This is a genomic window from Streptomyces sp. NPDC088194, from assembly GCF_040702025.1.
Taxonomy (GTDB): Bacteria; Actinomycetota; Actinomycetes; order Streptomycetales; family Streptomycetaceae; genus Actinacidiphila.
The window spans coordinates 22,043-47,110 of record NZ_JBFBIV010000056.1; the positions used below are offsets into that span (position 1 = coordinate 22,043).

At 73.2% G+C, this 25,068-nt stretch carries 21 protein-coding genes; 9 read left to right on the top strand and 12 right to left on the bottom strand.

Features of this window, described 5'->3' with window-relative positions; all coding sequences use genetic code 11:
- On the bottom strand, positions 1–349 hold a 349-nt coding region (locus AB0399_RS27025), incomplete at its 3' end, for a helix-turn-helix domain-containing protein (RefSeq protein ID WP_366413116.1).
- A gap of 352 nt (positions 350–701) precedes the next feature.
- Here AB0399_RS27025 and AB0399_RS27030 point away from each other — a divergent pair.
- From AB0399_RS27030 to AB0399_RS27045, 4 genes are all read left to right on the top strand, one after another.
- Entirely contained in the window at positions 702–2,861 is a 2,160-nt protein-coding gene (locus AB0399_RS27030) for a CBM35 domain-containing protein (RefSeq protein WP_366413117.1), read from the top strand.
- Positions 2,862–3,067: 206 nt separating this feature from the next.
- On the top strand, positions 3,068–5,284 hold the full coding sequence (locus AB0399_RS27035) for an alpha-galactosidase (RefSeq protein WP_366413118.1): 2,217 nt from the start codon (positions 3,068–3,070) through the stop codon (positions 5,282–5,284).
- A 443-nt stretch (positions 5,285–5,727) separates the two neighbouring features.
- Positions 5,728–5,964: a DUF397 domain-containing protein gene (locus tag AB0399_RS27040; protein WP_328473044.1), complete on the top strand. Its 237-nt coding sequence runs from the start codon at positions 5,728–5,730 to the stop codon at positions 5,962–5,964.
- Between the two features lie 119 nt (positions 5,965–6,083).
- Positions 6,084–6,986 carry a helix-turn-helix transcriptional regulator gene (locus AB0399_RS27045; protein ID WP_329361702.1) on the top strand — a complete coding sequence of 301 codons (903 nt, stop codon included), beginning with the start codon at positions 6,084–6,086 and terminating at the stop codon, positions 6,984–6,986.
- A 3-nt stretch (positions 6,987–6,989) separates the two neighbouring features.
- Here the strand turns inward: AB0399_RS27045 and AB0399_RS27050 are convergent, their stop codons facing one another.
- The 7 genes from AB0399_RS27050 to AB0399_RS27080 form a co-directional block, all read right to left on the bottom strand.
- Entirely contained in the window at positions 6,990–7,805 is an 816-nt protein-coding gene (locus AB0399_RS27050) for an SAM-dependent methyltransferase (protein ID WP_366413119.1), read from the bottom strand.
- 112 nt (positions 7,806–7,917) lie between these two features.
- Positions 7,918–8,910, bottom strand: coding sequence for an LmeA family phospholipid-binding protein (locus AB0399_RS27055; RefSeq protein WP_366413120.1), 993 nt, complete (start codon positions 8,908–8,910; stop codon positions 7,918–7,920).
- On the bottom strand, positions 8,907–9,551 hold the full coding sequence (locus tag AB0399_RS27060) for a TetR family transcriptional regulator (RefSeq protein WP_366413121.1): 645 nt from the start codon (positions 9,549–9,551) through the stop codon (positions 8,907–8,909). The genes AB0399_RS27055 and AB0399_RS27060 overlap by 4 nt, the downstream gene beginning before the upstream one ends.
- A 146-nt stretch (positions 9,552–9,697) precedes the next feature.
- Positions 9,698–11,929 carry a glycosyl hydrolase family 18 protein gene (locus AB0399_RS27065; RefSeq protein WP_366413139.1) on the bottom strand — a complete coding sequence of 744 codons (2,232 nt, stop codon included), beginning with the start codon at positions 11,927–11,929 and terminating at the stop codon, positions 9,698–9,700.
- A 623-nt stretch (positions 11,930–12,552) separates the two neighbouring features.
- On the bottom strand, positions 12,553–13,482 hold the full coding sequence (locus AB0399_RS27070) for a dihydrodipicolinate synthase family protein (protein ID WP_366413122.1): 930 nt from the start codon (positions 13,480–13,482) through the stop codon (positions 12,553–12,555).
- A gap of 488 nt (positions 13,483–13,970) precedes the next feature.
- Positions 13,971–15,611, bottom strand: a complete 1,641-nt coding sequence (locus AB0399_RS27075) for a coagulation factor 5/8 type domain-containing protein (protein ID WP_366413123.1) — start codon at positions 15,609–15,611, stop codon at positions 13,971–13,973.
- A 380-nt stretch (positions 15,612–15,991) separates the two neighbouring features.
- The gene (locus AB0399_RS27080; protein ID WP_366413124.1) at positions 15,992–16,261 is read right to left on the bottom strand and encodes a hypothetical protein; all 270 of its coding nucleotides are present in this window, start codon (positions 16,259–16,261) and stop codon (positions 15,992–15,994) included.
- Between the two features lie 238 nt (positions 16,262–16,499).
- Between AB0399_RS27080 and AB0399_RS27085 the strand changes: the two genes are divergently transcribed.
- Positions 16,500–16,991: a GNAT family N-acetyltransferase gene (locus AB0399_RS27085; protein ID WP_329361688.1), complete on the top strand. Its 492-nt coding sequence runs from the start codon at positions 16,500–16,502 to the stop codon at positions 16,989–16,991.
- A 29-nt stretch (positions 16,992–17,020) separates the two neighbouring features.
- Positions 17,021–17,239: a hypothetical protein gene (locus tag AB0399_RS27090; RefSeq protein ID WP_366413125.1), complete on the top strand. Its 219-nt coding sequence runs from the start codon at positions 17,021–17,023 to the stop codon at positions 17,237–17,239.
- 101 nt (positions 17,240–17,340) lie between these two features.
- Here AB0399_RS27090 and AB0399_RS27095 read toward each other — a convergent pair whose 3' ends face one another.
- Positions 17,341–18,222 (bottom strand): SDR family oxidoreductase, encoded by an 882-nt coding sequence (locus AB0399_RS27095; RefSeq protein WP_366413126.1) that lies wholly within the window; start codon positions 18,220–18,222, stop codon positions 17,341–17,343.
- Between the two features lie 88 nt (positions 18,223–18,310).
- Between AB0399_RS27095 and AB0399_RS27100 the strand changes: the two genes are divergently transcribed.
- Positions 18,311–18,889: a helix-turn-helix domain-containing protein gene (locus AB0399_RS27100; RefSeq protein ID WP_329361684.1), complete on the top strand. Its 579-nt coding sequence runs from the start codon at positions 18,311–18,313 to the stop codon at positions 18,887–18,889.
- A gap of 115 nt (positions 18,890–19,004) precedes the next feature.
- Here AB0399_RS27100 and AB0399_RS27105 read toward each other — a convergent pair whose 3' ends face one another.
- Entirely contained in the window at positions 19,005–19,451 is a 447-nt protein-coding gene (locus AB0399_RS27105; protein ID WP_366413127.1) for a helix-turn-helix domain-containing protein, read from the bottom strand.
- Positions 19,452–19,547: 96 nt separating this feature from the next.
- Here AB0399_RS27105 and AB0399_RS27110 point away from each other — a divergent pair, with 96 nt between their 5' ends.
- The gene (locus AB0399_RS27110) at positions 19,548–20,861 is read left to right on the top strand and encodes an MFS transporter (RefSeq protein WP_366413128.1); all 1,314 of its coding nucleotides are present in this window, start codon (positions 19,548–19,550) and stop codon (positions 20,859–20,861) included.
- Here the strand turns inward: AB0399_RS27110 and AB0399_RS27115 are convergent.
- A complete protein-coding gene (locus tag AB0399_RS27115; RefSeq protein WP_366413129.1) occupies positions 20,800–22,737 on the bottom strand; it encodes a SpoIIE family protein phosphatase in 1,938 nt (645 codons plus the stop codon). The genes AB0399_RS27110 and AB0399_RS27115 overlap by 62 nt on opposite strands.
- Positions 22,738–23,006: 269 nt before the next feature.
- Between AB0399_RS27115 and AB0399_RS27120 the strand changes: the two genes are divergently transcribed.
- A complete protein-coding gene (locus tag AB0399_RS27120) occupies positions 23,007–23,660 on the top strand; it encodes a uracil-DNA glycosylase (RefSeq protein ID WP_366413130.1) in 654 nt (217 codons plus the stop codon).
- A 164-nt stretch (positions 23,661–23,824) separates the two neighbouring features.
- On the opposite strand, the gene AB0399_RS27125 is transcribed toward AB0399_RS27120, so the two are convergent.
- Positions 23,825–24,670: a GH25 family lysozyme gene (locus AB0399_RS27125; protein WP_329361673.1), complete on the bottom strand. Its 846-nt coding sequence runs from the start codon at positions 24,668–24,670 to the stop codon at positions 23,825–23,827.
- Positions 24,671–25,068 lie beyond the last annotated feature (398 nt).

Genomic DNA, 25,068 nt, shown 5'->3' on the forward strand with positions numbered 1-25,068 from the left:
CCCCGGCGCGGCTGGGCAGCCCGGCCCGGCCGCTGGCCAGCGGCCGCGCGGTCAGGTCGGCGAGCACGCCGATCAACTCGTCCCCGGTGACCTTCACCCCGACGAAGCGGGCCCGTCCCGCGCGGACCGCGATCGGCACGGCGGGACGGCCGGAGCCACGCTCAGTGGCTGCCGCCGGGCTGCCGAGTTCCGTGATCCAGCCGTCGGCCAGCAGGGGAGTGGCGACCTTCGTGACCGCGCCCGGCGACAGGCCGGTCCTGCGGCCGACCTCGGCGCGGGTCAGCGGGCCGTGGATCAGGAGGGTCTGGAAGACCAGGGACGCCGCGGGCGGCTGGTCGGCGAGCGTCATACCGAGACGATACATTTCCGAAGGAAACGAAGGAAGGTCCCTGCGGGGCGTGAACGGGCCCGGGCTGCCCCTCTTCCGCGATAAGGAGCCGCACCTGCTCAGGGGCGCGGGAAACTCCGCGCGCGACCCGTCACCGGCGGATGGTCCCCGAACCGGCGGGGCGGGGCAGCCCGGGGGAGGGCGCCCCGCAGGCGGGACGCCGAATATGTTGACGGCGGAAGGAAACCCTCGCTAGATTCGCCGCACTCCGCGCCCCGGGCGGTGGGACCTGCTCCGGGCGCGGGCCAACCCTTCTCCGCTTTGAGGCGGCCGACCGCGCCCGCGCGCGGCGAGGCCGGGATGGAGTACACCGATGACCCGTCCGGCAAGACCCCCACGGCGCTCGGGCACCCGCGGCACCCGCACCCGCGCTCACGTTCTTCCGCTGCTCGCCGTCACCGCGGCCACCGCCCTCGCGGCGGCCGTCGCCGTACCCGCCAGCGCATCAGCGTCCACGTCCGCGCCCGCATCCCGGCACGCGCCCGCTTCCCGGCACGCGCCCGCTTCCCGGCACACGCCCGCACCCGTGCTCGCCGCCAAGCCCTACATGGGATGGAGCAGTTGGAGCCTGGAGTCGACCAGCGCGCCGGGCTACGGCGGGGAGGCGTGGCTGACCGAGGCCCATGTCCTCCAGCAGGCCGACGTGGTGGCGTCGAAGCTGAAGCCGCACGGCTACGACTTCGTCAACCTGGACGCCGGCTGGAACGTGGACGCGGACGGCCACAACACCTCGGACGCGTACGGCCGTCCGGTCGGCGACGCCACCAAGTTCCCGCACGGCATGAAGTACGTCGGCGACCAACTCCACAAGAAGGGGCTGAAGTTCGGCGTCTACCTGGCGGTCGGCCTGTACATCGACGCGTACAACGACGGGAAGACGCCGGTCTACGGCGCCCCCGGCTGCACCACCAAGGACCTGGTCTATCCGGACCTGCGCAAGACCAGCGGCTGGGACAACGTGTCCTACCAGATGGACTTCGCCACCCCCTGCGCGGAGAAGTACATCGACTCCGTCGCCGACGAACTCGCCTCCTGGGGCGTGGACTTCCTGAAGATCGACGGCGTGGGCCCCGGCTCCGGGCAGGGCGACGCCGCCCACGACAACATCCCCGACGTCCAGGCGTGGCACGCCGCGCTCCAGCGCACCGGCCGCCCCATCCAGCTCACCCTCTCCTGGTCGCTGAGCCACCCCCAGGTCGCGACCTGGACGCAGAACGCCAACGGCTGGCGGGTGGACACCGACGTCGAGTGCTACTGCGACACCCTCGCCACCTGGAACAACTCGGTCAAGCAGCGCTGGAACGACGTCGTGCAGTGGATACCCGACGCCGGGCCCGGGCACTGGAACAACCTCGACTCCCTCGACGTCGGCGACGGCGCGCTCGACGGCCTCACCGACGCCGAACGGCAGAGCTACGCCACGCTGTGGGCGATCGAGTCCGCGCCGCTCTACACCGGTGACGACCTCACCAAGCTCGACTCGTACGGCCTGTCGCTGCTCACCAACGACGAGGTCATCGCCGTCGACCAGGCCGGCCGCCCGGCCAAGCCGGTCAGCCAGGCCACCGACCAGCAGACCTGGTACGCCCGCAACGCCGACGGAAGCGTCACCGTCGCGCTGTTCAACCTCGGCTCGGCCGCGGCCGACGTGACCGCCGACTTCTCCGACCTGGGCATCGGCGGCACCGCGTCCGTCCGCGACCTGTGGAGCCACCGCGATCTCGGCTCCGCCGCCGGCCGGCTCACCGAGCACCTGCCCGCGCACGGCTCGCGGCTGTTCACGATCACCCCGAAGAACGCCGGCAACGGCCCGGGCACCCCGCTCGCCGTGCACGGCACCGCGGCCACGGCGACCAGCGTCTCGCTCGCCTGGGACGCGGTGAACGCGGGCCGCTCCGCCACGACCGGCTACACCGTCTACGCCGACGGCCGGAAGGCCGCCACCACCAGCGGCGCCGGCGCCACCACCGCGACCGTCCGCGGTCTCGCGGCCGGCAGCGGCCACTCCTTCACCGTCGTCGCCCACGACGCGCACGGCCGGACCTCCGCGCCCAGCAAGGCGGTCGCGGTCACCACGCCGTCCGCCGCCGGACCGGTGGCCTACGAGGCCGAGGCGCCCGGCAACACCCTCGCGGGCGGCGCGAGCGTCGCGGACTGCGCGGGCTGCTCCGGCGGCAAGAAGGTCGGCAACCTCGGCGGCACCGGCAACACGCTGACCTTCAACGGCGTGACCGCGCCCGCCGACGGCACCTACCTGATGCGGCTCGACTACGTCGACGGCTCCTCGGGCCGCACGGCCGTCATCACCGTCAACGGCGCCTCCTTCCAGCTCCCGCTGGCCGGCACCAACGACAACGACTGGGGCGCCGCGCAGTCCGTCACGGTCCCGGTGCACCTCAAGGCGGGCACGAACACCATCGGCTTCGGCAACCCCACCGACTACTCCTCCGACATCGACAAGATCACGCTCTGAGCCATGGACGGACCGGCTGGGCCGTGCCCTACCCGGTCCGTACAGCGGCGTCTGATACGAACGAGCGATGGCCCGGCCGCCCGGCCGGCCCACCGCGGCGGTTCGGCTCCCGGAACCCCGGTGTCCGCAGCCCCGGCCCCCGGCGTCCCGGGTACCCGAACCTCCGACCCCCGACCCTGAACCCCGGTTTCCGGAAGGACCTTTGTATGCCCAGCACTTCGGCGCGGATCGTCGCCCTGCGCGCTGCCGGTACGAGTTTTGTCGTGGAGCTGACGGAGCCGGTGCCCCGGGTTCTGCACTGGGGGGCCGACCTCGGTGAGCTGAGCGGCGCGGACTGGGCGGCGTTGAGCCTGACGGCCGAGCCCGCGATCCTGAACAACGCGCTGGATGTGGAGCGGCGCTTCACGGTGTGGCCGACCGAGGCGGACGGGTGGTCGGGTACGCCGGCGCATCACGGCCACCTGGCCGGGGGCGCGGGTGCGCCGCGGCTGGCCCTGTCCGGTGTCGAGCACCACGAGGACCCGGACGGCGGGGGCGAGGTGCGGATCGCGCTGGCAGACGCGGGGGCCGGCCTCGACGTGGCGGTGACGTATCGCCTGGAGCCGTCGGGGGTGCTGGGGGTCCATGCGGAGCTGACCCGCCGCGCCGGCGCGTCCGACGGTGGCGCAGAGGCGGCGCCGTACGACCTCGCGCAGGCGGTGACGCTGCTGCCGGTGCCCCGGCGGGCGGCCGAGATCCTCGACTTCACCGGCAAGTGGAGCCGTGAACGCAGCCCTCAGCGGCGCCCGTTGGGACATGGCACGTACGCGCGGGAGGTGCGGCGGGGCAAGCCGGGGCTGGACTCGCCGTATCTGCTGACGGTGGGCACACCCGGGTTCGGGTTCCGGTCCGGCGAGGTGTGGGGGGTGCACGTGGGGTGGAGCGGTGACCAGCGGTTCCTGGTGGAGCAGTTGCCGGAGGGCGCGGGCGTGCACGCGGCCGCGCTGGGCGGCGGCGAGCTGCTGCGGGCCGGCGAGGTCCGGCTCGCGCCGGGGGAGGCGTATCGCACGCCGGTGAGCTGGTACGCCTGGTCCGCCGACGGTCTTGACGGTCTGGCCGACCGGTTCCACGCCCTGCTGCGGGCGCGCCCGCAGCATCCGGTCGCGCCGCGTCCGCTGGTGCTCAACAGCTGGGAGGCGGTGTACTTCGACCACGATCTGGAGCGGCTGCTGCGGCTGGTCGACAAGGCCGCCGAGGTCGGGGTCGAGCGGTTCGTGCTGGACGACGGCTGGTTCGCCGGCCGCCGCTCGGACAACGCCGGCCTGGGGGACTGGTGGGTCGACCCGGTGGTGTGGCCGCGGGGGCTGACCCCGCTGATCGACCATGTCCGTGCGCGCGGGCTGGAGTTCGGGCTGTGGGTCGAGCCGGAGATGGTCAACCCCGACTCCGATCTGGCCCGGGAGCACCCGGACTGGGTGCTCGGCCCCAAGGCCGGGCTGGGGCCGTCGGCCCGCAACCAGTACGTCCTGGACATCACCAACCCCGACGCGTGGGCGTATCTGCTGGACAAGCTGGACGCGCTGCTGTCGCAGAACGCCATCGCGTACCTGAAGTGGGACCACAACCGCGAGCTGCACGAGGCGGTGCACGGACCGGACGACCGCCCGGTCGCGCACGCTCAAGTCACGGCGCTGTACCGGCTGTTGGACGAGCTGAAGGAGCGTCATCCCGGGGTGGAGATCGAGAGCTGCGCCAGTGGCGGCGGCCGGGTGGATCTGGGCATCCTCGCGCGGACGGACCGGGTGTGGGCGTCGGACTGCAACGACCCGGTGGAGCGGCAGGCGATCCAGCGGTGGACGGGGCAGCTGCTGCCGCCGGAACTGGTCGGCGCGCATCTGGGTCCCTCGCCCGCGCACACCACGCACCGGGCGACGGCGGACTCGTTCCGGCTGGCGACGGCGCTGTTCGGGCATGCCGGCATCGAGCAGGACCTGACGGCGTGCACGGACGAGGAGTTGGCGCGGATCACCGCGTGGACGGCGATGTACCGGGAGCTGCGGCCGCTGCTGCACGGCGGTCGCAGCGTCCGCGCGGACCTGACCGCGCCGGACGACCCGGACCGCGAGGCGCGGCTGCTGCACGGCGTCGTCGCGCTCGACGGCTCGGCGGCGCTGTACTGCTGGGCGCGTACCGCCACGTCCGCCGAAGGCCAGTACGGCCGGGTGCCGTTGCCCGGGCTCGCCGCCGACGGGAGCTACCAGGTTCGGGTCCGGACCGAGCTCGGCCTGCCGTCGCTGCACCAGACCTCCGGGCCCGCCTGGCTGACCGAGGCGCTGACGGACTGGGTACGGATGCCGGGCGCGGTGCTCGCGCAGGCCGGAGTGCCGATGCCGACGCTCAACCCCGGCCAGGCGCTGGTGATCGAGGTGCGCCGGGCCGCGTGAACCGCGCGGCGGTCGGGGTCGTCGCGGTCGTCCGGGTCGTCGGAGTCCCTGGGAGGTCCGAGCCGCCGGGGTGCCGGGGCGCGCGAGTGTAACCGGACATCCGGAGCCGACCGGACGCGGGCGAGCGGTTGATGCGCGGCAGTTGTACGACCCCCGTACGGTCGTGCAACTGCCGCGCACGCGCGGGCCGATGGCGATCGGGACATTGCGGCCCCCTGAGCTGCAACGTCTCGAATACGGCAGTAATCCATACCCCGAGGGGGAGCCGCTCACGCATGTGTCGACACCGCGTCGGACCGACAGTACCGTGACTTGGGTGACACCGTTGCAATTGCATCGGAAATTGCAACGGCACGTGCACCCACGGTGTTTCGGCAACTGCCGTGGCCCCTGGTGCGCCAGCGTAGCCAAGTGGCGCCCGGCCGACGAAGGAGCGATGCCAAGTGCAGCAATTCGAGAACGGTGTGCAGGCCAGTTCGATTTCCGGGGTCCGCTGGACCAAGAGCGCGCGCAGCAACCAGAGCGGCAATTGCGTCGAGGTGGCCGCGCTACCGGACGGCAGCGTGGCGATGCGCAACTCGCGCCATCCGGACGGGCCCGCGCTCGTCTACACCCGCGCGGAGATCACCGCGTTCGTCGAGGGCGCCAAGGACGGCGACTTCGACGGGTACATCGGCTGAGGCCGGCGCGGCCTGCGACGGTGACCTGAGGAACTGCCCGCCGGCAGCCGCCGGCGGGCAGCCCCGAATGCCCATCCGGTGCAATACTGGTCCGTCCAGTAACTGTGTTGGGAGCCTGTATGCCTGCCGCGCCGCAGCTCGTCTCGCCCATACAGCTTCTCGAACGCCGCCCCGACATGGGCGCCAAGGCGATGGCCCGCGTGCTCGGCAACTACCTGCGGGCGCTGCGGGAGAGCCGCTCCATCAGCCCGGTCGTCGCCGGCCGCCACATCCGCGCGCACGCCTCCAAGATCAGCCGGATGGAGACCGCCCACGTCAACCTCAAGTCCCGTGACGTGGAAGAGCTGTTGGACCTGTACGGCGTCGACCCGGTCGAGCAGCGGCAGATCATCGCGATGGTGGAGCGCTCCGCCCGCCCGGACTGGTGGCAGCCCTACGGCGAGGTGGTGCCGGACTGGCTGCAGCAGCTCATCGGCCTGGAGCGCGACGCGCATGTGATCCGCACCTACGAGAACCAGTTCGTGCCCGGGCTGCTCCAGACCCCCGCCTACGCGCAGGCCGTCGTGCTGAGCGGCCATCGGCTGGCGCCGGCCGACGAGGTCGAGCAGCGGGTCCAGTTGCGGCTGGAGCGGCAGCGCCGGATGGGCGAGCCGGGCGCGCCGGTGCTGTGGGCGCTGATCGACGAGGGCGTGCTCCACCGCCCGGTCGGCGGCCGGCAGGTGATGCGCGACCAACTCGTCTACCTGCTCGAAGTGTTGCGGCAGCCGGGGGTGCGGCTCCAGGTCGCCTCCTACGAGGCGAGCGCCGCCGCGACCCCGGGTGCGGCCGTGACCTACCTGCGCTTCGCCCAGGGCTTCCTGCCGGACGTGGTCTACCTGGAGCACATGACCAGCGCGGTCTACCTCGACCGGCTGGAGGACCTGGACCGCTACCGGGCCGCACTCGACGAACTCAGCGCGGTGGCGGCGACCCCGGCGGAGAGCCGGCTGCTGCTGGAGGAGGCGCTGACCCGCTACGAGTAGCGGTCAGCGCACCCGGCCGACGCCGCCGAACTCGATCCACTCGTAGCTGGGTTGGACCAGCGCGAGTTCGTTGTCGGCGCGCCAGGTGGAGACCTCCACCAGGCCGGGCGCCAGGATCTCGGTGCCGTCCAGGTAGTGCAGCAGGTCGCTTTCCTCGCGTACCTCGCCCCAGTTGCCGCCGGTCGACTCGTCCATGAACTCGCTGACCCCGCATCGCACGTCGGGATCGTCGCTGACCAGCTGGCACACCACCAGGCAGCTGCCGGCCGGCAGCCGGTCGCGCACCCGGTGCACCATGCCGGCCGGGTCCTCGACGGCCTTCACGCAGTGCAGCACCGACACGAACAGCGCCGCGACCGGCTCGGCCAGGTCGATCAGCCGATGCACCTCCGGGCTGTCCCAGATGCTCTCGGTGTCGCGGAAGTCGGCCTGGAGGACCGCGGTGTTCTCGTTCTGCTCCAGCAGCACCCGGCCGTGCGCGAGCACGATCGGGTCGTTGTCCGCGTAGACCACGCGGGCGTCGGGGTGGACGCGCTGGGCGATCTCGTGCACGTTGTCCTGGGTGGGCAGCCCGGAGCCGTGGTCGACGAACTGCCTTATGCCGTAGTCCTCGGCGAGCACCCGCACCACGCGGCGCAGGAACTGGCGGTTGTTCAACGCGAGCACCTTCATGCTCGGCACCTGCTCCAGCAGCTCCTCGGTGGCGCCGCGGTCAGCAGGGTAGTTGTCCTTGCCGTCCAGGAGGTAGTCGTACATGCGGGCGACACTCGGCACCGTCACATCGATCGGGGGGCTGGGCGACACGTCTCGGGATGGCATGGGCCCCTCACGACATTGCTGATCCTGCGCAACTACCGCCGCCGAGCGACATCGGGGGCAGCCGCCATCTTAGGCAGCGGCGATCGGCCGGTCGAGTGACGTGTCAAGGTCGTTACGCGGCGCACCCTTTCGAGGCACCCGAGGACACGCTCGCCGGCAGGGCCAGCGTCAACCCGAGGCCGTGGGAGTCCGTACGCGCCCCGGTCAGGGCGACGCCCGGCGGAAGCGAGGGGGCCTTGACGGTGCGCGGGGCGAGTTTCGCGGCGAGCGCGGAGCCGCCCTGACCACCCGTCATCTGCGAGACGGGGAGGGTACGGCCGAGCACGTCGACGTCGGTGGGCGTGACGGTGATCGCGTCCTTGCTGGTGCTGATGGAGGTGTGCACGGTCACCGGCAACGGGATGCCCACGAGGGTGCCGGTGAGCACCAGCCCGCCGTGGCCGTCGGACTCCGGCCGCAGCCCGGCCGCCTTGCGGTTCAGCCGCTTGCCCAACTCGTCGTAGGAGATGGTGGCCGTGGCGGTGCCGCCGCTCATGGTGCCCTTGGTGGTCACCTCGTGCAGGTCGGCGGCGACGGACAGGTCCATGCCGTCACGCCGTACGTCCTCGGCGCGGATGTGCACGGTGCCGACGTCGCCGGTCAGCAGCCGCAGCCCGGCCAGGCTTCCGGACAGGTCCGCCGACACCGGGCCGGTCGGCTTGAGCTTGCAGCCGGCCGCGCGGGCGATCCGCTCCCGCGCGGTGTGCGCGAGGACCAGGTCGGCGGCGGTGGCGAGCACGGCCAGCCCGGCCACCACCGCGGTGGCCACGATCAGCGGTTTGCGGCGCGGCACGAACCGGCGGCGCGGCTGCGCGGGGGCCGGCTCGCGCAGCTTCGTCGCGTCGGGGCCGGGGCCGGGGCCGAGGTGGGCGTTGCGGTCGGCGTCGCCCGCAGCCGTATCGGCACCCGTATCCGGTGCCGTGGACGCGGCGGGCGCGCTGCCGGGTTCGATGGCCACCTCGGGTGCGCCGGGCGCACCGGGTGCACCGGATATGCCGTCTTCCGCACCCGAGGGCGCGTCTTCGGCGTCCGCGCGCCGGACTTGCGGCTCGTCGCTGGGCGTCATGCGTCGGCGGTTCCGATCCGGGGGAGGTGGGCGAGCAGGGCCAGGGCCTCGGGCAGCAGCCGGGCCGCGGTGGGTTCCGCGGGGCCGGACGCGCGCCGGCCGCGCTGGGTGCGCAGCACCGCGCGGGCGGCGGACAGCGCGGCGCCGGCCAGGACGGCCGCGCGCAGATCGCGATCAGGCAGGCCGGCCGGCAGCCGCCGCTCGACGAGCGTGGCGAGCCGGTCCTCGCAGTGGACGAACTCCTGCACCAGCCGCGCCATCACCAGGGACTCGGTGCCCTCCAGCGGGTGGGTGAGCGCGCTCAGGCTGCTGGCGCCGAAGGCGTGGGCCGCCGCCAGCAGCGCCCCGCACACCGCGTCGAGCGGCGGCTCCTCGACCGGCCGGTCCGCCAGCTCCGCCTCCACCCGGGCGAGCAGCTCCACCCCGTCGGGCAGCAGGAGCGCCTCCTTGCTGTCGAAATAGCGGAAGAAGGTGCGCTCGGAGACGTTGGCGGCCGCGGCGATGTCGGCGATCGTGGTGCCCGCGAATCCGTGCACGGCGAACAGCCGGGCCGCGCTCCGGCGCAGCTCGTGGCGGGTCTGCTCCTTCTTGCGCTCCCGCAGTCCGGGTTCGGACGCGGTTTCGGTGGGTGTGGCGGACACGGCGCCCAGCCTAGCGAACGTGTCGGCTATGTCAATTGGCAGTCCTGCCAGTTTCCGTCCGGTGGCCGAGGCCCCGGCCGCCGGGGCCGCCCGGGTGCGCTCCCGGACGGCCCCAGCAGGTGTTCGCTCCGTTCAGGGTGCCGCCGTCAGTTCTGCAACCCCGTGTTGAGGGTGTTGAGCAGCGAACCGTCGGGGGTGTCGCCGGACATCTCCCAGATCATCGCGCCCAGGAGGTGTTTGGACTTGATGTACGCGGCCTTCTTGCCGATCGACCAGGCGTCGTCGAAGGACCACCACTGGCCGCCCTCGCCGGTGTAGCCGTAGGTCGCCACGGTCTGGTCGTTGTGGTGGACGGTCAGCCCCGGCACGCTGGTGACCAGGTTGTTGTAGCCGCGGGTGCCGGCCTCCTCGGCGAACTGGCCGGGCGCGGCGCCGTTGGCGCTCTGCCACTCGCCGTTCGCGCCGCCGCCGGTCACCTGCTGCCAGCCTCTGCCGTAGAAGGGGAGGCCGATGGTGAGCTTGCGCGGGCTGACGCCGGCGTCGAAGTACGTCTGCACCGCGCTGTCGACGCTGAAGTCGTTCGGGTAGGGCGAGTTGGGGTCGGGGTAGAGGTTGGCCTGGTCACCGGTGCGGTTCGGCTCCCACGAGTTGTCGCTGCCCGAGCCGTGGAAGTCGTAGCCCTGGATGTTCTCGATGTCCAGGTTCTTCGACACCTGCGGCAGGTCCCAGCCGGCGTCGATCTTCTTGGGGTCGGCCGGGGTGAAGGCGGTGAGCAGTTTGTGGTCGCCGCCGAGCGCGTCGAGTTCGGTGCGGAACTCGGCGATCAGCGCGGTGAAGTTGGCCTTGTCGGCGGTGCTCCAGTGGTTGCCGGGGTGGCCGTCCGGGGAACCGGGCCACTCCCAGTCGAGGTCGAAGCCGTCGAAGATGCCCGCGGCGACGCCCGGGCCGCCCGCGCCCTCGGTCTCCGGCAGGTTGCCCTTGATGTACATGTCGATGCAGGACTGCACGAACTTCTTGCGGGAGGCGTCGGTGGCGGCCACGTCGGAGAAGTACTTGGAGTACGTCCAGCCGCCGAGCGACATCACCACCTTCAGGTTGGGGTACTTGGCCTTGAGCTCCTTGAGCTGGTTGAAGTTGCCGCGCAGCTTGCCCCAGCCGTCGTCCGCCTGCCCGTTGACGGACTGCGAGGCGGGGAACGCCCGGCCGTAGTCGGCGTCCGCGTCCCCGGCGCCGTCACCCTGGTTCGGGTCCTCCGGGTCGGCCGTGGTGCCCTTGGTCACGCCGTTGAGGCAGGTGAGGTTGGTCGGGTCGATGTTGCCGAACGCGTAGTTGATGACGTCGAGCTTGCCGGCGGCGCCCGAGGTGTCGAGGTTCTTCACGAAGTACTGGCGGCCGTAGATGCCCCACTGCACGAAGTAACCGACCTTGGCGTAACCGCCGTTGCCCACGGCCTCCAGGGTGGTGACGGTGACCGCGTTGCCGGCCGGCGAGACGTTGTCGGCCAGGTCACGGGCCTTGACGGTGAAGGTGTAGGCGGTGGCGGGCGCGAGACCGACCAGGGTGGTGGTGCGGGTGTCGGCGGGCACCGTCGCGGCGAGCGTCGAGCCCTGATAGACGTCGTAGGCGGCGACGCGGATGTTGTCGGTCGCCGCGTCCCAGGACAGCTGGACGGTGCTGGAGGTGACGGTGCCGGCCCGCAGGTTGCCCGGAGCGGTCGGCGGGACGGTGTCGGTGGACGGGTCGAAGGTGGTCGCGGTGACCGGGGCGCTGGCCGGCCCGGTGTTGCCGCGGGAGTCCTTCGCCCGCACCGTGAACTGGTACGACGTCGCCGGGGACAGGTTCGGCACGGTCGCCGTGGTGGTGGCGCTGGAGGCCACGACGGTGGCCCCCTGCAGCACGTCGTAGGACGCCACGGGGAAGTCTCCGGTGGCCGCCGCGCTCCACTTCAGGCTCACCGTGTGCGCGGTGGCGTCGGCGACCGCGACCCCGGTCGGCGCCTTTGGGGGCACCGCCGGGCTGCCGTCGCACTTGTCGCCGTTGATCAGGCACCCCGTCGGCGTGCCGAGCGGGCCCGAAGCCTGGAACGTGTAGCTGTACGGATACGTGGACCCGTTGGCCGGAATCGTCGCGTTGTAGTAGGCGGGCGTGACGACGACATGGGAACCGGTGACCGAACTGGTGCCGTTGGTCTCGCTGGTGATCGTGACACCGGCCGGAAGGTCGAACTCCAGGCTCCAGCCGTTGACCGCGGCCGAGGAGCCGTTCTTGACGACGTAGCTGCCGGACCACGACGAGCCGCTGCCGGTGCTGCTGAACTCCGCGGTGAGCCCGCCGGCGGCGTGCGCGGCGGGGGTGTTGAGCCCGACGAGCCCGGCCATCGAGAGGGCCAGGGCGGTGAGTCCGGTGACCAGCCGGGCGCGTAACCGCGCCGCCCGGCGGACAGGTCTGGGCGTTCTGAGTCCTGTGAACACGGCTCTCCTTGGGGGTGGGGGGATGCCCAGGGCGGCGCGGAACGGCGTGACTCCCGTTCCGCACCGCACTGCCGGGGTATCGCACAGCCAGGACAGCCGAGGCCGCTGTCGAGCGGCAATGGGTCGGACGAACAATTGGACTGTACCAATCGGCGCGCGGCAGGCAGGGCCGCGCGCGTTGCCGCAGATGAAAAGGGACTAGACCAATTGCCGTGATTTTACCTTCACTTGACCGTCTGGGGATGTCGGGCGCCGGGCCGCCCGTGCACGACGCCGCTCCGCGTGACGAGGCGGCCGAGCCGGAGCGGGTGCCTCGCCGGATGCCGAGGGGCTGCCGGCGGTACGCGGGCGGTCCGGCCCGACGGTGGCCGCTGGACGGCCGCGGAAAACGCAGCCCTTCCATGCGTCACGCAGTGCTTCATCCGGCCGACTCGCCGCCCACGGCGCCCTGTTGACCTGCCCGCTCCGGGTCGAGTCGTGAACGTCGCGACCGCTCGGCCGCGTTGTGCAGGTGCCGAGGGTGGGTGGGGTCAGTCCGTGCTCAACGGGTCGGTGAGTAGTTCGGGTAGCGCGGTCAGTGCCGCTTCCCGTAGCGCGGGCACCTGTTCCGCCGGCACCCAGCGGTGCGGCCACCGCACCCGGGTGCCGGTGCGGGACCAACCGCCCACCGCGCACAGTGCCTTGTCCAGCGCCGGATCGCTGTAGCCGTCGGCCGCGAGCGGCGCCACATGGCGGTCGAGGAAGCCGCGCAGCCGCGCCTCCACGTCCGCCGCGCCCCGCGGGTCCGCGGCCATCTGCGCATACCAGCGCACCGCACCGGCCGGACTCATGCAGGCGACGTTCGAGTACGACCCGGCGGCGCCACCGCGGCGGCCGGTCGCCAGCGCGTGGCCGGCCACGAACACCGCGAAGCGGTCGGTCAGGCCCTGAGCGACCTCCACCGCGGGCACCTTCAACCCGACCACCTGCGGTACCTCTTCGCCGATCCGCGCCAGCAACGCCGGCGTGACCTGCGTCTTCGCGTACGGCGGGTTGTACAGCACCAGCGGCACACCGTCCGCGGCGGCGGCGAACCCGCGCAGCGCGGCGACCACTTCACCGGGCCGCAGCGGCAGCCAGTCCGGCAGCACCACCTGGATCGCGCCCGGCCGCAGCGCCGCCGCCCGGCGGACCCGGTCCAGCGACAGCCGCCCGCCGGGGTGGCTCGCGCCGAGCTGGTACGGCACCCCGGCCGCGGCGCAGCGCGCGGCCACCAGCGCGTGCAGGCGGTCGTACTCGCCCTCGTCCAGGGTGTGGAACTCGCCCGCGGTGCCGTTGGTGTAGACGCCGTGCACGCCCGAGCCGAGCACCGCCTCCAGCGACTCCTCCAGGCGGCCGAAGTCGATCGCGTCGTCCGCGTCGAGCGGCAGCAGCGTGGGCGACCAGATGCCGCGCAGCGTCCGCGAGGTGAGTGGGTCCACCGATCCCTCCCCGGGGTCCGGGCCGGCGTGCGCGCGGCACCGCCGCCACGTGATCACCGAACATCGGACATCCTACGTGGGATGAGTGCTGCCGTCGATCGTCCGCCGGGGAACCCTTCGCATCATGGGAAGTTCGGATCGTCGGAACAGCGGCTTGTCGAAATGCCAGCTCGTCGGAACGTCCGATCGTCGCAACGACGGCTCTTCGGAACGACAGCTCTTCGGAACGGCGGACCTTCGGAACGTCCGATCGTCGGCACGGGCGTAATGTCGTCGTCCGGCCGCCCGAACCGCGGGCGCGGCCTTCGCCGTACAGCCGTGAGGGGGCCGCCGCCCGCGCCGGGCAACGGCCCCCTCACCCCCATGGGCCACGCGTCAACGCGCCGGGCACCTCACCAGGTTCACCGGCGCGGGTGCCGGTGCCCGGATGGGCCACGGCACCGTTGATCACGTGGTCGATCACATCGGCCCGTCCTGCGGGCCGCCGGTCAACCGGTACCCGTGAGCGAGCGGCCGCCCTCCCCGTTCCGCGCCACGCCGGACGTCAGGAAACGCGCCACGAACAGGCCGCTGGCCCGCACGTCGTCGCCGTTGACCACCACGTCGGCCGCCGTGCCGCCGGCCGGCCGGTCCTCGCCGGTGCCGGGTCCGGCGCGCCACACCCGGACGTGGTCGAGCAGCACATGGTCGCTGTTCACGACGAGCGCGGTGGCCGCCCGGCCGCCGTCGCCGATCCGGAAGCGCACGTCCTGCACGGACGCCGGGTCGCGCGGGTCGCTGCGTCCGCCCCGCCGGGCGCCGATCTCCAGCAGCACGATCGCGGCGGCCGGGTCCGCGTCGGCCGGGTCCGTGTCAGCCGGGCCCGCGTCGGCCGGGTCCGCGTCGAACCGCAGCCCCGCGATCCGCACCCTGCGCGCGTCCGCGACCGTCATCGGCACCACACCCTGGCGCGGGGCGAGCGTCACATGGCCGAGCCCCAGCACCACCGTGCCGGCCCACTTGACCTTGATGGTGTCGGCCAGTTCGTAGCAGCCGGGGGTCAGCAGCAGGTGACGTCCTTGCGACAGCGCCTTGTTGAGGGTGCGCACCGAGTCGGAGGGCCTGGCCACGAAGAACCGGTCGATCGGCACCGACGAGCCCGGGGTACTGCCGCCGGCCCAGCTCGCGCCGACCGCGCCGTGCCGCAGCGCCGGCAGGAACACCCGGTACCGGCCGCCCTCGTCGACGTAGAGGAACGGCTTCTCGCGGCTGAGCGGGCCGCCCGGCGGCGTGACCCGCGGAGCCGTGCCCGGCACCGAAGATGGCGGGTCGGGGAAGGCCGGCGCGGGCGCTCCCTCGACGCCGGCGAAGACCTGCCGCCCGGCCGGGTCCGGCCAACCGCCGACCCGGCTGTCCCGGGTGAGCGAGCACTGCCGCGCGGTGTCGAGCACCTCCCCGTCCACCACCGAGTCGGCGATGAACCCGTCACCGCAGGCGCCGTCCGGCCCCGGGCAGAGCAGGAGCCGGCCGCGGACGTGCACCCGGCGCAGCGGCGCGGCGGGGGAGACCTCCCACCGCTGGGTGCCGCCGGCGGGCAGGATCGCGAGGTTCTCCACGGCGCGCCACGAGTCGGTGGCCGCGCGGTCGCCACCGCCGCCCGGCCCGCGCTGGTCCGCGGCCCGCACCGCGCCGTCGATCGTCACGTCGTCCGGGTGCGCGCCGAGGCCGGACACGGACGTGCGGGGCCCGAGCCGTACGTCCACGGCGTAGCGGCCCGGCCTGAACAGCAAGGCGCTCCGGCCGCCGCCGACCGCGGCCGCGTCCAGGGCGGCCTGGACCTGCCCGACCGGCGTGTCCGGGCCGAAGACCTTCACGTGCGGGCCGAAGTCCGGCTCCGCGGGCGGCGACTGGCGGGCGTACGGGGGCCGCTGCCCGCTGCGGGAGCGCGCGGTCCCGGGCAGGGGCGCAGGCGTGGAAGCGGGCGCGGACGCGGGAGTGGCGGCACCGGTCACCGGTACGGCGCCGGGCAGGGCCGCGGTGGTCATGAACGTACGGCGGCCGAGCGCGTCGCCGACCAGGGTGTCCGTCCCGCCCCCGGGTCTGTGCGCGGCTGCCGGGGCTTCACTTCCTGCGGCCCTGCTTGATGACATACGTACGACCTACCTCTGTCCGGACGGCCCGGCGGCACCGCGACGCCCGGGCGGTGCGCGCGGGCGGGCGGGGGCGCTTGTGCGCGAGCGGTGAGCCCCCGCTCTGAGAGCGCTCTCTGGGACGTACCTTGGAGGGCCGGGGGCGCCGTGTCAAGGCGTTGAGAGAGCGCTCTCCCCGATCCGCGGCAACCGGCGGCCCCTGGTGCGGGTGTGGCGGGTGAGGTCACGGGCCGGTGACGGTCCGGTCAAGGGCCGGGGGTGGGGTGGGGCGTTGCCGGGTGGGGGTGTGGCGGCCGGGGAGGGCCGGCCCGGGGTCGGGGTCGGGGCCGGAGTGCGAGGGGGCGGGGGGTGGGGGTCGGCCGGGGATCGGCGGCCGGGGGTCAGGGGGTCTGGTCGGGGCTGCGGTGGGGCGCCCGGCGCGGGGCGCGCGCGTCCCAGGTCATCTGCTTCAGCTCCATCCGTGCGGCGGGCGCGGTGCCGGGGAGGGTGGCCCAGTAGGGGTGGGCGCTGATGCGGACGGACAGCCGGACCAGACGCCGGCGCAGCACCGTGGTGCGCGAGCCCGCGCCCGCGCTCGCCGCCAACTCGCGGTAAGTGGTGTACCAGTCGCGCTGGGCCTGGACGAGGTCGTCGGGAAAGGAGTGGGGCATGGCTGGATTCTGGCACATGTTCGAACGGCTGTGCGATTAGGGTGGTGGACCGGGTGTCGGGCGACCGCCGCGGCCTCCGGGCGTCGGGGCGCGTACGGCTGGGTCGTACGGTCGCGGCGCGGCCGGTCGGCCGGTCGGTACGCTCGCCCACGGCGACGCGCGGCCGGTCCGACCGCGCTTGCTCGGGCGCCTGGGCCATGGGGTCCGGGCGCCGACGATCACCTGCCGGGAGGGCTCGATGGACGTGGTGCTGCGTGCGGTGGAGGACGGTGATCTGCCCGTCTTCTTCGCGCAGATGACGGACCCCGAGGGGGTGTGGATGGCGGCGTTCACCTCCGAGGACCCGGCGGACCGCGACCGGTTCGAGGCCCACTGGGAGCGAATCCGCCGGGACCCGGCGGTCGTCACCCGCACGGTGGTCGGTGCGGGTGGCGAAGTCGTCGGGCACGCGGGCGCGTACGGGCCGCCGGAGGAGCGCGAGGTGACGTACTGGATCGGCCGGGAGCACTGGGGTCGCGGGGTGGCCACCGCCGCGCTGCGCGCACTGCTCGCCGAGGTGCCCGAACGCCCCCTGCGCGCACGCGCGGCCGCGGACAACGCCGGCTCGATCCGGGTGCTGGAGAAGTGCGGGTTCGTGGTCACCGGCACCGAACGGGGTTACGCGAACGCGCGGCGCGCCGAGATCGACGAGGTCGTCCTCACTCTGCCGGCCCCTTCCGAAACCCCCTGACCTGGCGGCCCCGCCGGCGCGAACGCGTCATGACCGCCGAGCCCGATCGGCACCCGGTCGACGCCCCTGACGGCGTGGTCCGCCGGCATGTGCGCCTCGGTGTCCTCGCCGTCGACCACGAGGCGTGCCGGGTCGGTTTCGGCTTCCCGCGCACGGCGCTCGCCCTCACCCCCGCCGGTGGCCACGCCTTCCAGGACGGAGCCACCCGACCGAGCGGCTCGTCCACCGGATGGAACGCGGGCGATTAGGCCCCAGGGTCCTGGCGGGGGTGCCGGGAGTCGCACGCCGTCGGGCGAGTGGGTGGACAAGTGGGTGGACGGGCCGGGCGGTCCCCTCGAATCTGCGCGCGTCAGGGCTGAATGGTCTCCAGGTCCTCGAGGAGGCCGGCGTGGGTCGGCTGCCAGCCGAGCGCCTCACGGGTGTGGGCGCTGGACGCCGGCTGGTCCATGGCGAAGATCGGACCGAACGGGCCGAAGTTCTCCTGCGGAACTTCCTCGACCGGCAGGCCCAGTCGCCGCCCGATGACCGCGGCGATGTCCCGCACCGCGTCGCCCTCGTCGCCGACGGCGTGCCAGGACGTCCCGGCCGGTGCGGACTCAAGAGCCAGGCGGAACAGGACCGCCGCGTCGAGCGCGTGCACGGCCGGCCAGCGCTGGGTGCCGTCGCCCGGGTAGCCGGCCACCCCGGTGCGGCGCGCTTGATCGGCCAGCAGGCCGGCGAATCCGCCCTTGCCCTCGTTGTGGACCGTGCGCGGCATGCGGACGGCCGTGCCGCGCACGCCGCGCGAGGCGAGGTCCAGCAGTGCGTTGACCGAACGGCCGCGACCGCCCACCGGGCCGTCGGTCGGCAGCGGATCGGCCTCGACGGAGGCGCGTCCCGGCACCCAGGGCGTGCCGGAGACCGTGACGATCGGGCGGTCGCTTCCGACGAGTTCCTGCCCCAGCGCGGCGAGAGCGGCGCTCTCCTCGGCGATGGCCCGGGTGAGCGCGTCCGGACTGCTGTAGTCACGTCCGAACGCCAGGCTGATCACGCCGTCGCACTGCGCCGCGCCGGACCGCAGGGTGTCGAGGTCGGCCAGGTCGCCGCGCAGCACCTTGGCGCCAGCACCCTCAAGGGCTTGCGCGGAGCCGTCCGAGCGAGCCAGTGCGAGAACGGTGTGGCCGTTGCCGAGCAGTTCGGCGACGACGGCGGAGCCGATGGTGCCGGTACCGCCGGTGACGAAGACATGCATGAGCTCTCCCTGAAAGTGATGAGACCATTGTCCCATCACTGACCCTACATGGTGATAGGACAGGAGTCTCATCACCTATCCTGGTCTCATGGCCAGATGGCAACCGGGAGCGGACCAACGACTCGTCGTCGCGGCGGTCGACCTGTTCACCGAGCAGGGGTACGACGCCACCACGGTGGCGCAGATCGCCGAGCGCGCCGGCGTCACCAAGAGCACCTTCTTCCGGTACTTCTCCGACAAGCGCGAGCTGCTGGTCGCCGGCCAGGAGACGCTCGGCAGGCTGCTCGCCGACGGCATCACCGAGGCCCCCGCGGGCGCCAGCCCGCTCCAGGCGGTGGCGGCCGGTCTCGAACGCGCATCGGGCGCCATGGGTCCGGCGAACCGCGAACTCGGCCCCCGCCTCAAAGCGGCCGTGGCGGCCAGTACCGAACTGCAGGAGCGCGACGCCCTCAAGAGCGTCGGGCTCGCGGCCGCCATGACGGCCGCGCTCGTCGCCCGCGGCGTCCCGGAGCCGACCGCGCATCTCGCGGCCGAGCTGGGAGTCCTCGCGTTCAAGCGGGGATACGCCCAGTGGTCCGAAGGCGAGCGTGACGACACGGAAGGGCTCGCGCCGCATGCGCTGGCGGCCTTGGAGGACCTGCGCGCGGCAACCGCGTCGCTGGGTTGATCGATGCCGCTCGGCTGCCCCGACGTGCGTGCCGTTCGCGGGCGTCCTTGCGTGCGCCCCGCGGGCGTCCGGCCGTTGAATGCCCTTCGGCCGCCGGAGTCGCGGGGTGGGGCGGTCAGTCGAGTTTGTGGACGGTGGTGTCGTCGGGGGTGAGGCGCCGTCCGTCCGCGGCGTGGACCTCCAGGGCGCGCAAGGGGCGGCCCTGCCGGCGGTCGAGAAGCTCGGAGTGGGGCTCGCCCGGGGCGAAGAGGTTCTGCTCGCCCCACTGCCGCAGGGCGACGACGACGGGGAAGAGGCCCCGTCCCTTCGGGGTCAGTACGTACTCGTGGTAGGCGCTGCCGTCCGAGGCGGGCGCGGTGTCGAGGACGCCGGCGGCGACCAGGGTGCGCAGGCGTGTGGTGAGGATGTTCTTCGCCACGCCGAGGCTGCGCTGGAACTCCCCGAAGCGGCGGCTGCCGTCGAAGGCGTCCCGCACGATCAGCAGCGACCACCAGTCGCCGATGGCGTCGACCGACCGCGCGACGGGGCAGTCGCTGTCGTCGAAGCGGGTCCGCTCCACCATGGCGTGCCCTCCTCCTCATGTCCGGTTGCAACATGCTACCAGCTACGGCTACCGTCCATCTGGTAGCAAGATGAAACCGGATGTGAGGGGCTGCGCGTGGGACGCGATCACAGGGTCATGGCGGGCGAGGCCGAAACCGCGATCGATACCGCGGGCGAAGCCGAGGTCGCGGGCACGGGCACGGGCGGCGCGGGCACGGGAGCGCGCGCGGCGCCGAGCACGGGGACGTCCGGATTCAGGCTCTCCAGGGGGCTCACCCTGCTCTTCGCCGTGGCCTGCGGCACCGCGGTGGCCAACGTCTACTTCGCCCAGCCGCTCCTGGTGACGCTCGGCCGCGACTTCTCGATCGGCACGGCGACGGTCGGCGCGATCGTGACGCTGACCCAAGTCGGCTACGGGCTCGGGCTGTTCTTCCTGGTGCCGCTGGGTGACCTGCTCGACCGCAGACGCCTCGTCGTCGCCCAACTCCTGCTGCTGGCAGCGGCGTTGACCGCCGTCGGCACCGCCGGGAACGCCGCGCTGCTGCTGGTGGGCCTGACCTCCGTGGGGCTGCTCGCGGTGGTCACCCAGACGCTGGTGGCCTTCGCCGCGTCGCTGGCCGCGCCCGAGGAACGCGGCAAGGTCGTCGGCCTGGTGACCAGCGGCGTGGTCACCGGCATCCTGTTCGCCCGCTCCGTCTCCGGCCTGCTGGCCGACCTCGCCGGCTGGCGCTCGGTCTACCTCTGCTCGGCGGCCCTCACCGGCCTGCTCGCCCTGACCCTCCACCGCCTGCTGCCGTCCCGGAACAAGACCGCGCCGAGGGCCGGCGGGTACGGTCAACTGCTGCGCTCCACCGTTCAGTTGTTCGCACGCGAGCGCCTTCTACGGGTACGGGCCCTGCTCGCCCTGCTGATCTTCGCCGCCTTCAGCACGCTGTGGAGCAGCGTCGCGCTGCCGCTCAGCGCACCCCCGCTCTCCTTGTCCCACACCGCGATCGGGGCGTTCGGGCTGGCCGGGGCCGCGGGCGCGCTCGCCGCCACCGGCGCCGGCCGGCTCAACGACCGCGGCCACTCCCGGCGCACCACCGGTATCGGGCTGGCCCTGCTCACCGTCTCCTGGCTGCCCCTGGCCTTCACCCGGCACTCGCTGTGGGCGCTGGCCGTCGGCGTGATCGTCCTCGACCTCGCCGTCCAGGCGGTGCACGTCACCAACCAGACGCTGATCTACGCGCTGCACCCGGAGGCGGGGAGCCGGCTGATCGGCGGCTACATGGTCTTCTACTCGATCGGCAGCGCCTCGGGCGCCGTCGCCGCGACCACGCTCTACGCGGCGGCGGGCTGGACGGCCGTGTGCGCGCTGGGCGCGGGGATCAGCCTGCTCGCGTTCCTGCTGTGGGCGGCGCTGCCTGAGCGGCCGGCCGCAGCGCCATGAGCACGATGTCGTCGCTGTTATGGGGACCGGCGACCTCGCGGGTGAGGCGGGAGAGGAGTTCCGGGAGCGGCATCCCGCGGTGGGCGAGCAGCGAGGCCGCCGCGCGGGCGATGCCGTCGTCGATGTTCGCCCGGCGGTGCTCGACCAGGCCGTCGGTGTACAGCAGGAGGGTCGCGCCGGGGTCGAGGCGTAGGTGCTGGTCGGCGCGGTCGGGCGGGGTGAGGGCGTGGTGGAAGAGCGCGTCGTGGACGGTCAGCTCCTCGACCCGGCCATCCGCGTGCAGCAGCAGCGGTGGCGGGTGGCCCGCGTTGGTCCAGCTCACGTGCCAGGCCGGGCCCTGCCGGCGCAGGTGCGCGTGGATTAGGGTGCCGCCGGCCTCCAGCGGCAGGTGCGCCACCGCCCGTTCCAGGGCCGCCACGACCGCGGCGGGGCCCTGCCCGGGGTGGTCGAGCGCGGCCTGGCGCAGCATGCTGCGGACCTGGCCCATGACGGCGGCGGCGTGGATGTCGTGGCCGGTGATGTCGCCGACGGTGATCGCGAGGGTGCTGCCGGCGGCCAACGCGGGGGCCGCCGCGACCGGGCCGGGCCCGGAAACGGCCGAAGGCACCGCCGAGGAAAGGGGCTCGGACAGGGACGCGAGCGCCTGCGGGGCCACGCTCAGCGGGATCGCGTCGTACCAGTCGCCGCCGACCATCTCCCCGGAGACCGCAGGCAGGTAGACCGCCGCCATGTCCAGGCCGTCCACCTCGGGCAGGGTGGTGAGCATGGCCTGCTGGAGCTGGTGGGCGACGTCGATCCGATCGTCCAGGAACACCGCGCGTTCCACCGCCTGGGCGGTGTAGCCGGCCACCGCGTTCAGCGCCGCGTACTCGGTCAGGTCGGTGCGGTGCGGCTCGGCCCAGCCCGTCACCAGCACGCCCAGTGGCCCGCGTACGGCGGGCAGCGGCACGCACACCGCGGACTGGAGCCCCAGCGAGTCGTAGGCGGCGACGGCCTCGGCGCTGTACCACTCGACGAGGTGGGCGCGGTCGGGCACGGTCACGGTGCGTCGCTCCCGCAACGCCCGCGCGGTGGGGAACGCGTCCTGCGGGCCGTACCGTTCGAACAGGGTCTCCACGGCGTGCGCGGTGTCGGGGTCGGGGACCCGGCGCAGCTCCCCCTCGTCGAGGAGCACCAGGCCCACGTAGCTGGGCTTGAGCAGGCCGGAGACCAGTTCGCGCACTTTGCGGCGCACGTCGAGCAGGCTGACGGTGCCGGTCAGTTCCTCGGCCGCGCGCAGTTGCAGCTCCGCGCCGGCCAGCACCTGCTCGGCCGCCCGGCGGGCCTCGTCCGCGGCCGCGCGGGCCTCCTCGCCCTGGCGGTTGGCGATCCGCAGCCGCAGCTCCGCCGAGCACGCCTCGGTCAGGTCGGAGAGGTCCTGGACCTCCCGCCCGGTCCACTCGCGGACCACGGAGTCGATCGCGCACAGCGACCCCAGGACGTTGCCCCGGGCGTCGGTGAGCGGCATGCCGGCGTACGCGACCAGGCCCATGTCGGGGATGGCCAGGCTGTCGCGGGTCAGGTCGTCCGCCCGCACGTCGGCCAGCACCAGCGGCTCCCGCGACGCCACCACGTACTGGCACAGCGAGTGCGTCAGCGGTGTCTCCCGGCAGCTCGCCCACGGATCGCCGAGCCCCACCATGCCGGGGAAGACCTGCCGCTCGGGCTCCAGCAGGGACACCAGGGCGACGGGCACGTCCAGCAGGCGCGCGACCATCCGCGCGAAGCGGTCCATGTCGGGGTCCGACCGGGCGGTCAGTCCCGCCTCGGCCAGCCCGCGCAGCCGGGCCTGCTCGCGCTCCGGCGCCTCGCGCCCACCACCCGGACCAGCAGCCAAAACCGGCCCTCCCACGTCATCCGAGTCCTGCCCGTAGCGGCCGTCGGGCCGACGGCGCAACGTATCAGCATCCTAAGCAGCCCGCGCGCTCCCCGCCTGCCAGCCCGCCGTACCCGGGCCCCGCGGAGGCGATACGGTGCGGGGGTGGCGGGTGTGCCGAGGTGCGAGGGGGACCGGGCGGCGGGCGGTCGGGGTCCGGGTCAGGCTTCGGACGCCAGGACCGGTACGGGTACGGGTACGCATATGGACAGAGCTACGGGGTGGTCGCGGTGAGCGGGGTCGACACGGCGAGGTTCTGGTCGCTGCTGCGGCAACTGCCCGCGCCCGACGACGCGGAGTTCCTCTACGGCGCGGACGAGGCGGGCCGGCTGCGGACGGACAACCTGCGCCGCTACCTGGAGTTGATCGCCCGGAACCGGCCCGGCGTCATGCTGATCGGCGAGGCGCCCGGCTACCGCGGCCACACGATCAGCGGCATCTCGTTCACGAGCGTCCGCCAGCTCACCGCCCGGCCCGGGCCGATCACGGGGGACCCGGACGGCGACGGCTTCCGGGTGCCGCGGGACCCGGCGTTCGGCTGGGAGGCGTCCTCGGCGGTGGTGTGGGGCGCGATGGCCTCGTGGCGCGGGGCGCTGCCGCTGTTCTGGCCGATCTACCCGCACCACCCGCACGAGCCGGGGCGCCCGGAGAGCAACCGCACCCCGCGGGCGGCCGAGGTCGCCGCGGGCGCTCCGGTCGCGCTCGCCCTCGCCGAGGCGTTCGCGATCACCACCTTCGTCGCCGTCGGCCGCAAGGCCGAGGCCGCGCTCGCCCGCAACGGCGTGCCCGCGGTCGCCGTACGCCACCCCGCCCAGGGCGGCGCCCGCATCTTCGCCCGCCAACTCGCCGAGCTGAACGCCTCGTTGACCGGTCAGACGCGGTAAGCAGCAAGCCGTCCCGCCGCAGGTCGCCGCGCTCCTGGCCCGGCACGCCCCGCGGCCTGTTCGCGCGGCGCCCTGGACGCGCCCGGGCGGCATGAGGACGCGCCCGGACCGCGACGCCGACGTGGGCGGTTCGCCGTCCGGGCGCGGGGCCTCGAACTACCCGGTCAGGGCGTGTTGTTGGCCAGTGCCAGCAGTCGGGAGCTGTCGGCGCTGAACCGGTCGCGGTCCACCGCGCCCGAGATGCCGCTGATCGAACCGGAGTCGCTGTACTGCCAGAACGTCCAGAACGGGAAGCCGCTCGGGATGGTGGGGCTCGACCCGGTCGTCCAGTACGCCACGTTCAGCGGGCTCCTGGCGGACATGCCGGTCCAGCCGCCGGTGCAGCTGTTCCACCAGCTCGCGCTGGTGTAGATGACGACGTCGCGGCTCGTCTTCGCCTTGTAGGTGTTGTAGAAGTCGAGAATCCACGACTGCATCGAGGCCGCCGACAGGCCGTAGCAGCCGCCCTCCAGGTCCAGCATCCCGGGCAGCGTCAGGTTGTCCGCCGACCAGGCGCCGCCGTGGGTGGCGAAGTAGGTGGCCTGCGTCGCGCCGCTGGAGAGGTCCGGGTGCGCGAAGTGGTAGGCGCCCCGGATCACCTTGGCGTTGTAGGCGTTCAGGTAGTTGGCGCTGAAGTTCGGGTCGGTGTACGTGGTGCCCTCGGTGGCCTTGATGTAGGCGAACTGGATGCCCGCGGCCTTCACCGAGGACCAGTTGATCGACCCCTGGTAGTGCGAGACGTCGATCCCCTCGGGGTACGCCGCGGCCGGGGCCATGATGCCCTGGGCGTTGAGCTGGAGGTGCTGCGGGTCCGGCTTGAAGTCCTTGCTGTCCTGGACGTAGCCGACGCCCATGTAGCCGTGGCCGAGCGGGATGGTGCTGCCCGACGGCGCGGGCGCGGCGGCGGCCGGGCCCGTCGTCGACATCGTCGCGGCCAGCGCCAGGCCGGCGGTGAGGACGGCTGCCGTCATCAGTCTCCGCGGCACAGCCCGGGCGTTGCGGTTTCGGGAGAACAAGGCTTTCCTCCAGGCACGTTGGGGTGGGGGGAGCGTGCGGGTGCGTGGTGAGCTCGTGCTCGTCCGAGGAGCGGGTCTACTCGCGTAGCCCTGGCCTCACAGGTGACCGCGGGAGATCGCCGGTCGGGGTGGTGTGGTGCGGGTGAGGTGCTCGTGGTGAACGCGCCACGAGTGACGCATGAACGACCCTGTCGCGTAAAGGGGTTGGGGAAATCCTCTGTGGTCCAGTCCAGTTGGCCGGTCGCGGAGCTGCGGTGATGGGGCGCGGACGCCGGCAACTTTCAGCGGCGTGAAAGTCCGCTCGCACAGGCGTTTGCCGCGTGCTCACGTGACGGCAACTCCGCGGGCGCCGA

What these genes read in the sequence shown, in the direction of transcription:
- AB0399_RS27095 (WP_366413126.1), bottom strand. Translation starts at nt 18,222, where the DNA reads ATGCATGTCTTCGTCACCGGCGGTACCGGCACCATCGGCTCCGCCGTC.
- AB0399_RS27125 (WP_329361673.1), bottom strand. Translation starts at nt 24,670, where the DNA reads ATGACGGCAGCCGTCCTCACCGCCGGCCTGGCGCTGGCCGCGACGATG.
- AB0399_RS27090 (WP_366413125.1), top strand. Translation starts at nt 17,021, where the DNA reads ATGACCGCCGAGCCCGATCGGCACCCGGTCGACGCCCCTGACGGCGTG.
- AB0399_RS27085 (WP_329361688.1), top strand. Translation starts at nt 16,500, where the DNA reads ATGGACGTGGTGCTGCGTGCGGTGGAGGACGGTGATCTGCCCGTCTTC.
- AB0399_RS27100 (WP_329361684.1), top strand. Translation starts at nt 18,311, where the DNA reads ATGGCCAGATGGCAACCGGGAGCGGACCAACGACTCGTCGTCGCGGCG.
- AB0399_RS27055 (WP_366413120.1), bottom strand. Translation starts at nt 8,910, where the DNA reads ATGACGCCCAGCGACGAGCCGCAAGTCCGGCGCGCGGACGCCGAAGAC.
- AB0399_RS27050 (WP_366413119.1), bottom strand. Translation starts at nt 7,805, where the DNA reads ATGCCATCCCGAGACGTGTCGCCCAGCCCCCCGATCGATGTGACGGTG.
- AB0399_RS27075 (WP_366413123.1), bottom strand. Translation starts at nt 15,611, where the DNA reads ATGTCATCAAGCAGGGCCGCAGGAAGTGAAGCCCCGGCAGCCGCGCAC.
- AB0399_RS27065 (WP_366413139.1), bottom strand. Translation starts at nt 11,929, where the DNA reads ATGGCCGGGCTCGTCGGGCTCAACACCCCCGCCGCGCACGCCGCCGGC.
- AB0399_RS27030 (WP_366413117.1), top strand. Translation starts at nt 702, where the DNA reads ATGACCCGTCCGGCAAGACCCCCACGGCGCTCGGGCACCCGCGGCACC.
- AB0399_RS27045 (WP_329361702.1), top strand. Translation starts at nt 6,084, where the DNA reads ATGCCTGCCGCGCCGCAGCTCGTCTCGCCCATACAGCTTCTCGAACGC.
- AB0399_RS27035 (WP_366413118.1), top strand. Translation starts at nt 3,068, where the DNA reads ATGCCCAGCACTTCGGCGCGGATCGTCGCCCTGCGCGCTGCCGGTACG.
- AB0399_RS27105 (WP_366413127.1), bottom strand. Translation starts at nt 19,451, where the DNA reads ATGGTGGAGCGGACCCGCTTCGACGACAGCGACTGCCCCGTCGCGCGG.
- AB0399_RS27080 (WP_366413124.1), bottom strand. Translation starts at nt 16,261, where the DNA reads ATGCCCCACTCCTTTCCCGACGACCTCGTCCAGGCCCAGCGCGACTGG.